Source organism: Ideonella sp. (genome assembly GCF_041914305.1).
Taxonomy (GTDB): Bacteria; Pseudomonadota; Gammaproteobacteria; order Burkholderiales; family Burkholderiaceae_C; genus Ideonella.
Window position 1 is genome coordinate 74,893 of record NZ_JAYSDQ010000013.1, and the last position, 13,211, is coordinate 88,103.

The following is a 13,211-nucleotide window of genomic DNA, read 5'->3' on the forward strand; positions in this document are numbered from 1 at the left end:
GGGTGCCTTCATCAGCAAGGCAGTTTCAACAGCTCGAACGGCCCGCGGCCGCTGGCGGCGGTGATCAGGCCCAGCACGCGGGTGGTCTCGGCGTCGATCATCGGCCAGCGGAAACGCCAGCCCCAGTTGCCGCCCAGCACGCCGGGGATGTTCATGCGGTGGCTGCTGGGCAGGCCCAGCACGTCTTGCAGCGGGAACACCGCGGTGTTGGCGACCGAGTTGCAGCAGGCGCGGATCATCGCCCAGTGCACGTCGTGCTCGCCGCAGGCGAGGTAGCTGCCGGCAAAGGCGCGTTCGCGCGGGCTGGCGTGGTCCCACCAGCCGCGCACGGTGTCGTTGTCGTGGGTGCCGGTGTAGGCCACGCTGTTGGGCGTCCACATGTGCGGCAGAAACTCGTGCGTGCCGTCGCCGCCGAACGCGAACTGCAGGATCTTCATGCCGGGGAAGCCGCAGCCGTCGCGCAGCGCGTGCACGTCGGGCGTGATGTAGCCCAGGTCTTCGGCGACGATCGGCAGCTTGCCGAGCGCCTGCTCGATCGCGTCGAACAGCGGCTTGCCCGGGCCGGCGAGCCAGCGGCCGCGCTTGGCATCCGGGCTGTCGGCCGGGATCTCGTAGTAGCCGGCGAAGCCGCGGAAGTGGTCGATGCGGAACACGTTGGCGCTGGTCAGCGCGCGCTTCACCCGCGCCGTCCACCAGGCGTAGTTCTCGTCGGCCATCTTGTCCCAGCGGTACAGCGGGTTGCCCCAGCGCTGGCCGAGCGGCCCCAGGTCGTCGGGTGGCACGCCGGCGACCACCGTGGTCTGGAAGTTCTCGTCGAGCAGGTACAGGTCGGGCCGCGACCAGCAGTCGGCCGAGTCGTGGGCGACGAAGATCGGCAAATCGCCCATCAGCGACACGCCGCGCTCGTTGGCATAACTTTTCAGTGCTGCGCACTGGGTGTCGAAACACCACTGCACGAACTTCCAGAACGCGATCTCCTGGGCGTGCTCGTTGCGCGCGGCGGCCAGGGCCGCCTTCTCGCGCCGGGCCAGCGGCGCCGGCCATTGCCACCAGGGCTGGCCGCCGCGGGGCGAGCGGATCGCCATGAACAAGGCGTAGTCGTCGAGCCAGCCGGCCTGGGCGTCGCACCAGGCGTTGTGCACGGCCTGGTCGGCCTTGGTCGCCTTGGCGGCGAAGCCAGCGGCGGCCGCGCGCAACTGCGTTTCGCGCCACGGCAGCACCCGCCCGTAGTCGACGCAGGCGGCGTCGAAGCCGCCGTCGGGCACGCTCGGCGCGGCCAGCCAGCCGCGCTCGACCAACGGCTCCAGCGCCACCATCCACTGGCTGCCGGCAAAGGCGCTGACGCCCTGGTACGGCGAATCGCCCGGGCCGATCGGCGTGCTCGGCAGCCATTGCCACAGGCGCTGGCCGGCCGACTGCAGCCAGTCGACGAAGCGGAACGCATCGGGGCCGAAATCGCCGATGCCGTGCGGGCCGGGCAACGAGGTGATGTGCAGCAGCACGCCGGCGCTGCGCTGGGTCAGGTCCATGGGACTCCTCTTGTGATCTTCAGGTGCTGCGCAGGACGAGCAGGCTTCTTGCGGGGGCGGTCAGGTGGCCGCTGGCGGCGGTGGCGTGGTTGGGTGGCAGGCTGCCGCTGCTGTCCAGCCTCAGTTGCCAATGGCCGGGCGGCAGCGTGAAGGGCTGCGGCGCCACGTCGGGGTTGAACAGCAGCAGCAGCGACGACACGCGCGGGTCGTGCGCGCGGATGCGGCAGGCGAACGCCAGGCAACCGGCCTCGTGCCAGTCGTGCACGTGCATCTCGCTGCCGACCGGTGTCAGCCAGGTCAGGAACGCATCGCCCGGCCCGCCCGGCGGCTGGCAGAACCAGCGGTCGTGGTGCAGCAGCGGCTCTTCGCGCCGCAGCGCCGTCAACGCGCTGACAAAGCGCGTCAGGCCGGCATCGGCGCCGGCCCAGTCGAGCCAGCCGGTCGCGTTGTCCTGGCAGTAGGCGTTGTTGTTGCCGCCCTGGCTGTTGCCCAGCTCGTCGCCGGCGTTCAGCATCGGCGTGCCCTGGGCCAGCACCAAGGTGGCCAGCATCGCGCGGCGCACGCGCTCGCGCGTGTCGCGGATGGCGGGGTCGCGGGTCTCGCCTTCGACCCCGAAGTTGGCGCTCAGCTCACCGTCGCGGCCATCGCGGTTGTGCTCGCCGTTCGCGTGGTTGTGCTTGTGGCCGAAGCTGACCACATCGTTCAGCGTGTAGCCGTCGTGCACCGCCACGAAGTTGACCGACGCGCTGGGCGAGCGCTGGCCGTGGTGGAACAAGTCGCTCGACGCGGTGAAGCGGCGCGCGAACTCGCCGCGGCTGACCTGGGCGTTGGCCTCGCGGCCGAGCCAGTAGCCTCGCACCGCGTCGCGGAACTTGTCGTTCCACTCGAGAAAGCGACCGGGGAAGCGGCCGACCTGGTAGCCCTCGTGGCCGGCGTCCCACGGCTCGGCGATCAAATGCACCTGGGCCAGCAGCGGGTCTTGCCGCAGCGCGGCGAAGAACGCGGCGTTCGGCTCGAAGCCGTGGTTCGTGCGACCCAGCACCGGCGCCAGGTCGAAGCGGAAGCCGTCGACCCCCATCTCGTGGACCCAGTAGCGCAGCGAATCGAGCACGAACTGCGCGACCCGCGGGTGTGCCACCTGCAACGTGTTGCCGCAGCCGGTCAGGTTCTCGTTGCGGCCCCTGTCGTCGGGCACCAGGCGGTACCAGCTGCGGTTGTCGAGCCCTCGAAAGCTCAGCGTCGGGCCGAATTCGTTGCCTTCGGGCGTGTGGTTGTAGACCACGTCGAGCACCACCTCGAGCCCATGCGCATGCAGCGCGGCAACCATCTCGCGGAACTCGGCCGTCACCGCGGCCGGGTCGTCGCGCTGCGTCGCCAGCCGCGGGTCGGGACAGAAGAAGCCCAGCGTGTTGTAGCCCCAGTAGTTGGTCAGGCCCTTGTCGGCCAAGTGCGGCTCGTCGACCGCGTACTGCACCGGCAGCAGCGACAAGGTGGTCACGCCCAGCGCCTTGAAGTGCGCGATCGCCGCCGGGTGCGCCAGCGCGGCGTAGCTGCCGCGCAAGGCCTCGGGGATGCCGGGGTGCATCTTCGAGAAGCCCTTGACGTGGACCTCGTACAGCACGACCTCGGCCGGGGCGTGGCGCGGCGCGTTGCGGCGTCCCGGTGCCTCGCCCAGCGGCTCGGCGACCCGCGCCTTCAGGGCCCGCGCCGCGTTGTCGCGCGTGTCGAACGAACGGGGGCCTTCCGGGTGGCCGAGCTCGTAGCCGTGGTGCTCGGGCGCCCAGGCGAAGCGGCCGACGATCTCGCGCGCGCAGGGGTCGAGCAGCAGCTTGTGCGGGTTGAAGCGGTGGCCGTCTTCCGGCCGGTACGGGCCATGCGCGCGCAAGCCGTAAACCAGGCCGGGCCCGACGCCGGGCAGAAAGCCGTGGAAGACACCGTCGTGCGGGCCGCTCAGCGCATAACGCTTGAGTTCGCGTGAGCCGGAGCCGTCGAACACACACAGCTCGATGCGCTGCGCGTGTTCGGAGAAGACGGCGAAATTGACGCCGCCGTCGCGGGGGTGGGCCCCCATCGGCTCATGGCGGCCTTCGAGCAGCTGCAGGGGCAGGCTGTGATGCATCGGCACGGTAGAGGGTCAAGCCGGGATCAGGAAGATCGTGGCCAGCGGCGGCAGGGTCAGCACGATCGAGTGGTCACGCCCGTGGGCGGGCAGCGGCTCGACGGGCAGGCTCGCGTCCTTGTTGCCCATGTTGCTGCCGCCGTAATGCGCCGAATCGGTGTTCAGCGCCTCGCGCCATGCACCGGCACTGCCGCCAGCCCCCGCCGGCACGCCCAGGCGGTAGCCCTCGCGCGGCACCGGTGTGAAGTTGCTGACGACGATCACCGCGTGGCCCGCGCTGTCGCGCCGCAGCCAGGCGAAGACCGAGGCTTCGGCGTCGTCGTGGCTGATCCACTCGAAGCCCTCGGGCTCGCAATCGAGCCGGTGCATCGCGGGCTGCGTGCGGTACAGGCGGTTCAGGTCACGCACCAGGCTCTGCACGCCGGCGTGGCGCGGGTCGTCGAGCCGGCGCCAGGGCAGGTGCGCGTCGTGGTGCCATTCGTCGGGCTGCGCAAACTCCTGGCCCATGAAGAGCAGCTTCTTGCCCGGGTGACCCCACATGAAGCCGTAGTAGGCGCGCAGGTTGGCAAAGCGCTGCCAGTCGTCGCCCGGCATCTTGGCGATCATCGAGCCCTTGCCGTGCACCACCTCGTCGTGCGAGATCGGCAGCACGTAGTTCTCGCTGAAGGCGTAGACCAGGCCGAAGCTCATCTTCTCGTGGTGCCAGCGGCGGTGCACCGGGTCCTCACGCATGTAGGCCAGCGTGTCGTTCATCCAGCCCATGTTCCACTTGTAGTGGAAGCCCAGGCCGCCGACATCGGTGGGCGCGGAGACCTTGGGAAAGGCGGTCGACTCTTCGGCGATCGTCACCGCGCCCGGCGCCTCGGTGCCCAGCACGCGGTTGACCTGCTGCAACAGCGCGATCGCCTCGAGGTTCTCGCGCCCGCCGTGCACGTTGGGCACCCACTCGCCGGCGGGGCGCGAGTAGTCGCGGTACAGCATCGAGGCCACCGCGTCGACGCGCAGGCCATCGACCGCGTAGCGCTCGAGCCAGTACAGCGCGCTGCCGGCCAGGAACTCGCGCACCTCGTAGCGGCCGAAGTTCGGGATCAGCGTGTTCCAGTCGCGGTGCACGCCCTCGCGCGGGTCGGCGTATTCGTACAACGCCGTGCCGTCGAACTGCGCCAGGCCGTGCGCGTCGCTCGGAAAGTGCGCGGGCACCCAGTCGAGCAGCACGCCCAGGCCACGCGCGTGGCAGGCCGCGACGAAGCGGGCCAGCCCTTCGGGCGCACCGAAGCGCGCGCTGGCAGCGTACTGGCCCAGCGTCTGGTAGCCCCACGAGCCGTCGTACGGGTGCTCGGTGATCGGCAGCAGCTCGATGTGGGTGAAGCCCATGTCGGCCACGTACTCGGGCAGCGCCTCGGCCAGGTCGTCCCAGCTCGGGAACGGGCCGCTGCCCAGGCGCCGCCACGAGGGCGCGTGCACTTCGTAGATCGAGATCGGCGCGTCGCGCCGGTTGGCGGCTGCGCGGCCCTCGGGCAGCGCGCGCACCGGCGGCAGCGGCGCCACCTTGCTGGCGGTGTCGGGCCGCAGCTGCGCGGCGCGCGCGTAGGGGTCGGCCTTCAGCGGCAGCAGCGTGCCGTCACGCGCCAGCAGCTCGAACTTGTAGAGATCACCCTCGATCACGTGCGGGACGAAGATCTCCCACACCCCCGCCTCGTGGCGGTAGCGCATCGGGTGGCGGCGACCATCCCACTGGTTGAAATCGCCGACGACGCTGACGCGCCGCGCCATCGGCGCCCAGACCGCGAAGCGCACGCCGGCCACACCCTGCTGCACCACCGCGTGGGCGCCCAGCACGGTGTAGGGCCGCGGGTGGCGGCCGGCCTTCAGCGCCAGCAGGTCGCTCTCGGGCAGCTGCGGGCCGAAGGCGTAGGCATCGGCCACCTCGCCGAGCACCAGGCCCTGCGGGTCATACAACTTCAGGCGGTAGGCAAAACGCAGCTTGCGACGCGGGATCGGGCCTTCGAAAAAACCGTCCGGGTCGCGGTGCGCCAAGGTCGTCAGCTTGCGCTCGGTCTTGGCGTCGAGCACGTCGATCGCGGCCACGCTGGGCCAGACGACGCGCAGCCACATCTGGCCGTCTTCCTCCGGGTGCAGGCCCAGCACCGAGAACGGGTCGGGGTGGCGCGCCGCGAGCAGGGCCTGGACGTGCGAGTCACCGAGCATCTTCTTCGCTTTCTAGGAGACAGCCGATCAGCTTACACCGACCTCCGGGGCCACCCAGACCCGCTCGACATAGTCGCGGATCGTGCGGTCGGCCGAGAACCAACCCATGCCGGCGACGTTGCGGATCGCGCGCTCGGCCCAGGCCGCCGGGTCGCGGTACAGCGCGTCGACCTTGGCCTGCGTGGCCACGTAGTCGGCGAAGTCGGCCAGCAGGAGGTAGCGGTCGATGCCCAGCAGGTGGTCGATCAGCGGGCGGTAGCGCTCGGGTTCGGTGGGCGAGAACAGGCCGTTGTCGATCGCGTTCAGCACCCGCTGCAGCTGCACGTTCTCGCGCTCGTAGCGCGCCGGCTGGTAACCCTTGGCCACCAGCTGCGCGACCTCTTCGGTGCGCAGGCCGAAGACGAACATGTTCTCGACACCCATGCCCGAAGCCATCTCGATGTTGGCACCGTCCCAGGTGCCGATCGTGACCGCGCCGTTGAGCGCGAACTTCATGTTGCCGGTGCCCGAGGCTTCGGTGCCGGCGGTCGAGATCTGCTCGGACAAATCGGCCGCCGGCAGGATGGTCTCGGCCAGGCTGACGCTGTAGTTCGGCAAGAAGGCGAGCTTCAGGCGGCCGGCCACGCGCGGGTCGTGGTTGATCGTGCCCGCGATGTCGTGCGCCAGCCGAATGATCAGCTTGGCCGCCTGGTAGGCCGAGGCCGCCTTGCCGGCGATCACCACGGTGCGCGGCACCCAATCACTCCCATCTGGGGCCTGCGGGTTGTCGACGATCGCCTGGTAGCGCGCCACCACGTGCAGCAGGTTCAGCAGCTGGCGCTTGTATTCGTGGATGCGCTTGATCTGCACGTCGAACAGGCTGTCGACGTCGACGACCAGGCCCAGCTCGCGCCCGATGCGCTCGGCCAGGCGCTGCTTGTTCGCGCGCTTGACGGCCATGAACTCGCGGCCCAGCGCGGGGTCGGCGGCCAGTGGCTTCAATGCGGCCAGTTGGCCCAGGTCTTTGCGCCAGGCGGTGCCGATGCGCGTGTCCAGCAGGCCGGCCAGGCCGGGGTTGGCCTGCGCCAGCCAGCGCCTGGGCGTCACCCCATTGGTCACGTTATGAAAACGCTCGGGCCACAGCGCGGCGTAGTCGGCGAAGATGGTCTGCACCATCAGCTCGCTGTGCAGCGCCGAGACGCCGTTGACCTTGTGCGACGCGACGATCGCCAGCGCCGCCATGCGCACCCGGCGCTCGCTGTGGTCGCCGCCCTCGTCGATCAGCGACATGCGGGCGACGCGCGCGTGGTCGTGCGGGAAACGCTTGCGCACCTCGTCGAGGAAGCGGTGGTTGATCTCGTAGATGATGCCCATGTGCCGCGGCAGCAGCTCTTCGAACAGCGAGACGGGCCAGGTCTCCAACGCCTCGGGCATCAGCGTGTGGTTGGTGTACGAAACCGCCTGCGAGGTGATCGCCCAGGCCTGGTGCCACGGCAGGTGGTGCTCGTCGAGCAGCAGGCGCATCAGCTCGGCCGGCGCCAGCGCGGGGTGGGTGTCGTTCAGGTGGATCGCGTTGCGCCGGCCCAGCGTGGCCAGCGGCTGGCCTTCGCGCAGGTGGCGGGTGATCAGGTCTTGCAGCGAGGCGCTGACGAGGAAGGCCTCTTGCTTCAGGCGCAGCGCGCGGCCGGCGGCGGTGGAGTCGTCGGGGTAGAGCACCCAGTTCAGCGTGTCGGCCGCCAGCTGGTGGCGCGAGGCGGCGGCGTAGTCGCCATGGCAGAAGGCGTTGAAGTCGATCGGGTCGGCCGCGCTGGCCTGCCACTGGCGCAGCGTGGCGACACGCTCGCTGTGGTGCGCCGGCACGATGAAGTCGAAGGCCGAGGCGACCAGGCGCTCGGCCGGCTCCCAGTGGTGGCGCAGGTCGGCGCCGATGGCCACACGGCCACCAAAGCCGACCGGGTAGCGCAGCTCGGGGCGCGGCAGCTCCCACGGCTCACCGAGCTTCATCCAGTCATCGGGCCGCTCGACCTGGCGGCCGCCTTCGATGCCCTGCGCGAACATGCCGTAGCGGTAGCGCAGGCCATAGCCGAACGCGGGCAGGCCCTGCTCGGCGAAAGCGTCGAGAAAGCAGGCCGCCAGACGGCCCAGGCCACCGTTGCCCAGCGCGGCATCGCTCTCGCGCTCGAGCACGTCGGGCAGTGAATGGCCCAGCTTGGCGAGCTGGTCGCGCAGCTCACCCTCCAGGCCGAGCGCGGCCAGCGCGTTGCCGAGCGCGCGGCCCATCAGGAATTCCATCGACAGGTAATGGACCCGGCGCGACACTCGCTGCCCGTCGGGGCCGGCGTCTTCGGCCTGGGTGCGCGCCCAGCGCTGGGCCAGCAGCTCGCGGCAAGCGGCGGCGGCCGCGCGCAAGGCGGCCTCGGCGCTCGCGCCCTGCGTGGCCAGGCCGATCTCACGCTCGAAGGCAGCCCGGAACGCAGCGCGCAGCGCGCCGTCGTCGGCGGCAGTGGTGGGGCGGTTCGGGGCGGTCATGGTGGTGTTCACAGTGAAGCGTTGTTCCGTGTTGGGGGCCCGCTCGCCCATGCGGGGCCGGCGGCCTCAAGAGCCCGTTGCCAGGCCCGGAACGCCCACGCGCGGCCAAGGCGGCACGTGAACGCAACGGAAGTATCCAAGATTCGGCGAGTCGATTGTAGTTTGACTACATATGGAAAACCCGCACTCAATCATAAGTGCTTGATTTCATTGATTACAACCGAGCGTCAACAATGAAAGTCAGATTGTGTTGCTGTAGTCATGAATGTATATTCTCTACATTCTTGCCGGCTGTCGACACCGCTGGCGGATGGGTGGCGCCCGCCCGCAACGGTGGGTCGCCCGCAAGCAACAACGGCGTGATGCGAGACAAGCCCGGCAGGCCCGAAGCGGCCGCACGGTGCGGAGGTACGAAGTGGCGGATGTGAAGCTGCAAGGCGTGGCCAAGGCCTATGGCGCCACCAAGATCCTGCACGGGGTCGACCTGGAGATCCGCAACGGCGAGTTCATGGTCTTCGTCGGCCCGTCGGGCTGCGGCAAGTCCACGCTGCTGCGCGTGATCGCGGGGCTCGAAGACATCACCGGCGGCACGCTGTCGATCGGCGGCAAGGTCGTCAACGATGTGCCGCCGGCCGAGCGTGGCATCGCGATGGTGTTTCAAAGCTACGCGCTGTACCCGCACATGAACCTGTTCGACAACATGGCGTTCGGCCTGAAGCTGGCCAAGATGCCGAAGGACGAGGTCGAGCGCTCGGTGCGCCAGGCGGCCAAGATCCTGAACATCGAGCACCTGCTGGAGCGCAAGCCGAAAGATCTCTCGGGCGGCCAGCGCCAGCGCGTGGCGATCGGCCGCGCGATCGTGCGCAAGCCCGAGGTCTTCTTGTTCGACGAGCCGCTGTCGAACCTGGACACCGCCTTGCGCGTGCGCATGCGCTACGAGTTCGCCAAGCTGCACGAAGAGCTGAAGACGACGATGGTCTACGTGACACACGACCAGGTCGAGGCGATGACGCTGGCCGACCGCATCGTCGTGCTGTCGGCCGGCAAGATCGAGCAGGTCGGCGCGCCGATGGCGCTGTACGAGCACCCGTGCAACCTCTTCGTCGCCAAGTTCATCGGCTCGCCCGAGATGAACATCCTCGACGCCACGCTGGTCTCGGCCGATGCGCTGGGCGCGACGGTGAAGCTGGCCAGCGGCACCGCGTTGCGCTGCGCGGTCGATGCGACCCGCGCGCAGCCCGGCGCCCCGGTCAAGCTGGGCATCCGCCCCGAGCATCTGAAAGAAGGCGGCCAGAGCAACACGATCGATGCGAAGGTCACCTTCGTCGAATCGCTCGGCGGCACCACCTACGCCTATGGCGACTACCCGGGCGCCGAAGACACGCTGACCTGCGAGCTCGATGGGCATTCGCACCCGCAGCCCGGCCAGATGCTGACGCTGACGGTGCCCGAGGACCGCGCCTACCTGTTCGACGCGCAGGGCCTGGCCTTCGATCGCGTGACCCCGGCGGGCCGCGCATGAAGCGGCTGCGCGCCCTGGCGCTGGCCGCGCTCGCCACGCTAGCGGGCTGTGCGCCGCATGGCGCCGGCAACGATGCGCCGCTGAAGCTGCTCGTCTGGATCAACGGCGACAAGGGCTACAACGGCTTGCAGAAGGTGGGCGATGCGTTTGCCGCGGCCACCGGCGTGCAGGTCACCGTGCAGCACCCCGAGGGCGCGCCGGACAAGTTCCAGGCCGCCGCCGCTGCTGGCAAAGGGCCCGACATCTTCTGCTGGCCGCACGACCGTGTCGGCGAGTGGGCCAAGTCCGGCCTGATCGTGCCGGTGCATCCGCCGAAACGGGTACGCGACGAGATCGAAGATTCGGCTTGGGCAGCCTTCACCTACCAGGGCAAGACCTGGGGCTATCCGCTGGCGATCGAGGCGATCGGGCTGGTCTACAACAAGGCGCTGGTGAAGACGCCGCCGGCGACCTTTGAAGAGCTGATCACGCTCGACAAGCAGCTGCAGAAGAACGGCAAGCACGCGGTGCTGTGGGACTACAACAAGTCTTTCTTCACCTGGCCGATGCTGGCCGGCCCGGGCGGCTTCGTCTTCGGCCGCACGGCCAGCGGCGACTACGACCCCAAGGCCGTCGGCGTCAACACCGCCGGCGCCTTGAAGGGCGCCGAGATGCTGGACCGCCTGATCAAGGACGGCCACATGCCCAAGGGCGCGCGCTATTCAGAAATGGAAGCCAGCTTCGCTCGCGGCGAAGTCGCGATGATGATCACCGGCCCCTGGGCCTGGGACAACGCGAAGAAGGCCGGCATCGACTACGGCGTGGCGCCGGTGCCGGGTGTGGCCGGTCACGCCGCCAAGCCTTTCGTCGGCGTGCTCGGCTGCATGGTCACGGCGCCCAGCGCAGTCAAGGACGTGGCGCGCGAGTTCATCGAGAACCATCTGTTGACGGTCGAGAGCCTGAAGACCATCTCGGCCGATGTCTCGCTGGGCACGCCCGCCAACAAGGCCTACTTCGCCGAGCTGTCGGGCGACGCGTCGATCCGCACGACGATGGAGAACGCCCGCGCCGGCGAGCCGATCCCGAACATCCCCGAGACGCAGCGCTTCTTCCCGGCGATGGACGCGGCGCTGGAGGCGATCACCAACGGCCGCCAGTCACCGAAGGACGCCTTGGACGGCGCGGCTGCACGCATGGTGGTGAACTAGAGATGGCGCTATTCACGACCAAAGGGTTGGCGCGGCGGCCGAAGGCCGGTGGGCGGCGGGCCTCAGGTGTCCGCGCCCTCGCCTGCGGCTCGGGTGCCCTGCAGTGCTCGCCTTCGTGGCCGCTGTCGAACTCACATCGCTCACTGCGTTCGCTGCGTTCAAACAAGCGCCAGCGAATCAGTTCACGAAGCTCGCTGCGCTCGCGGCCACCAAGCCTGCGCGCTTCGGCGCTGCCAATTCGCCCCATCACCCACCAGCCTTCGGCCGATTCCACCGTGGGTGCTGCGCCAAACGAACCCCACGGCGCGCCCATCACCGTGACAGGCCGGGGGCCGGTGCCCGCTCGGGCGATTTTGGCTGCGCCGAGAAGCGCAGGGCATGTGGCGGCGAGCGCAGCGAGCTTCGTTGACAAGCTCGCTGGCGACTGTCTGAGCGCAGCGAACGCAGTGAGCGAAGCGAGTTCGACAGCGGCCACATGCTCGAGCATCGCAGGGGACCCTCGGCGCAGCCGAGGGCGCGGACACATGAGCCCGGGCGGGTACCGGCTCCCGGCCCGCTCCACCATCGCGCAGGCGCTAGAACCATGAGCACCCTCACCCTTCCGAATCCGGTGCAGCCGCGCCCCAGCGACAAGCGCTACATCACCTACGCCATCGCCGCCTTCGCGACGGTTGCCGTGCTGTGGCTGACCTGGCGCCTGGCATCCACGGGCCAACTGCTGGTCGGCACCGCCGCGCTCGCGCTCGGCATGTCGGGCGTCTACACCTACGCGTCGGCCAAGACGCTGGCGTGGCGCTACCTGTTTCCCGGTGTGGCGGGCATGCTGTTGTTCGTGGCGTTCCCGCTGCTGTACACGATGCAGATCGGCTTCACGAACTATTCGTCGGCCCATTTGCTGAGCGAAGACCGCGCCCGCGCCTACCTGCTCGACCAGAGCGATGTCGATGAAGCGCACGCGATGGCCAGCACGCTGTATGCCGACGGCTCGGCGCTGCGCATCAAGCTGACCAGCGCCGACGGCGGCGAGGTGCTCACGACGCCGCCGCTGCCGCAGGGCGCCGCGCCCAAGACCCCGGTGATGCTGAGCCCGGCCGCGCAAGACCTGAGCGCGCCGCTGTCACTGCGCGAGGTGCTGGCCCGGCGCGACACGCTGCGCGAGTTGGTGCTGCAACGCCCCGACGGCACCACGCTGCACTACACCGGCGTGCGCGAATACGGCCCGCTGAAGCCGCTGTGGAAAGCCGGCGACAACGGTGCGCTGATCCAGCAGCCCTCGGGCACCGTCTACCGGCCCAACCGCGACAGCGGCTACTTCGAGAACGAGCGCGGCGAGCACATCCAGCCCGGCTTCAAGGTAGGCATCGGCTGGGCCAACTACACGCGGATGATGTTCGACGCGGACTTCCGCGGCCCGTTCGTCTCGATCTTCGGCTGGACGGTCGTCTTCTCGGCGCTGACCGTGCTGTTCGCCACCATGATCGGCATGACGCTCGCGGTGCTGCTGAACTGGGAGGCGCTGAAGTACCGCACGCTGTACCGCACGCTGCTGTTCTTGCCCTATGCGGTGCCGGGCTTCATCTCGATCCTGGTCTTCAAGGGCCTGTTCAACCAGAACTTCGGCGAGATCAACGCGATCCTCGATGCCCTCTTCGGCGTGCGCCCGGCCTGGTTCGCCGACCCGACGCTGGCCCGCGCGATGCTGTTGATCGTCAACACCTGGCTCGGCTACCCGTATGTGATGGTGTTGTGCACCGGGCTGTTGAAGGCCATCCCCGCAGACCTGTACGAGGCTTCAGCAATCGCCGGTGCCGGTCCACTGACCAACTTCTTCAAGATCACCGCACCGCTGATCGCGCGGCCGTTGACGCCGCTGCTGATCTCGGCCTTCGCGTTCAACTTCAACAACTTCGTGCTGATCGCGTTGTTGACCGACGGCCGGCCCGACTACCTGAACACCAAGCTGCCGGCCGGCACCACCGACATCCTGGTCAGCTACACCTACCGCATCGCCTTCACCGACGCCGGCGCGAACTTCGGTTTGGCCGCCGCGATCTCGACCCTGATCTTCGTCGTCGTCGCGCTGATGTCGCTGGTGAACCTGAAACTGACCGGCGACGCGAAAGCGGGAAAGAACTGAC

The 13,211-nt window shown here is 69.1% G+C and carries 7 protein-coding genes; 3 read left to right on the forward strand and 4 right to left on the reverse strand.

Annotation, left to right across the window (positions count from 1 at the left end; translation table 11 throughout):
• Positions 1 to 11: 11 nt before the first annotated feature.
• Genes malQ through ACE3SG_RS17550 form a run of 4 tightly spaced genes read right to left on the reverse strand, consistent with a single transcriptional unit; the run spans position 12 to position 8,364 of the window.
• A complete protein-coding gene (gene malQ, locus ACE3SG_RS17535) occupies positions 12 to 1,529 on the reverse strand; it encodes a 4-alpha-glucanotransferase (protein WP_374567151.1) in 1,518 nt (505 codons plus the stop codon).
• 19 nt (positions 1,530 to 1,548) lie between these two features.
• Positions 1,549 to 3,648, reverse strand: a complete 2,100-nt coding sequence (gene glgX, locus ACE3SG_RS17540) for a glycogen debranching protein GlgX (protein WP_374567152.1) — start codon at positions 3,646 to 3,648, stop codon at positions 1,549 to 1,551.
• A gap of 15 nt (positions 3,649 to 3,663) precedes the next feature.
• Positions 3,664 to 5,856, reverse strand: coding sequence for a 1,4-alpha-glucan branching protein GlgB (gene glgB, locus ACE3SG_RS17545; RefSeq protein ID WP_374567154.1), 2,193 nt, complete (start codon positions 5,854 to 5,856; stop codon positions 3,664 to 3,666).
• Between the two features lie 27 nt (positions 5,857 to 5,883).
• Complete coding sequence (locus ACE3SG_RS17550) at positions 5,884 to 8,364, reverse strand: glycogen/starch/alpha-glucan phosphorylase (RefSeq protein WP_374567155.1); 2,481 nt, start codon at positions 8,362 to 8,364, stop codon at positions 5,884 to 5,886.
• A gap of 415 nt (positions 8,365 to 8,779) precedes the next feature.
• Between ACE3SG_RS17550 and ACE3SG_RS17555 the strand changes: the two genes are divergently transcribed.
• From ACE3SG_RS17555 to malF, 3 genes are all read left to right on the forward strand, one after another.
• The gene (locus tag ACE3SG_RS17555; RefSeq protein ID WP_374567350.1) at positions 8,780 to 9,886 is read left to right on the forward strand and encodes an ABC transporter ATP-binding protein; all 1,107 of its coding nucleotides are present in this window, start codon (positions 8,780 to 8,782) and stop codon (positions 9,884 to 9,886) included.
• Positions 9,883 to 11,073 carry a maltose/maltodextrin ABC transporter substrate-binding protein MalE gene (malE, locus tag ACE3SG_RS17560; protein WP_374567157.1) on the forward strand — a complete coding sequence of 397 codons (1,191 nt, stop codon included), beginning with the start codon at positions 9,883 to 9,885 and terminating at the stop codon, positions 11,071 to 11,073. Before ACE3SG_RS17555 ends, malE begins: the two co-directional genes overlap by 4 nt.
• Before the next feature lie 583 nt (positions 11,074 to 11,656).
• Positions 11,657 to 13,210 carry a maltose ABC transporter permease MalF gene (gene malF / locus ACE3SG_RS17565; RefSeq protein WP_374567159.1) on the forward strand — a complete coding sequence of 518 codons (1,554 nt, stop codon included), beginning with the start codon at positions 11,657 to 11,659 and terminating at the stop codon, positions 13,208 to 13,210.
• Position 13,211: the final 1 nt, after the last annotated feature.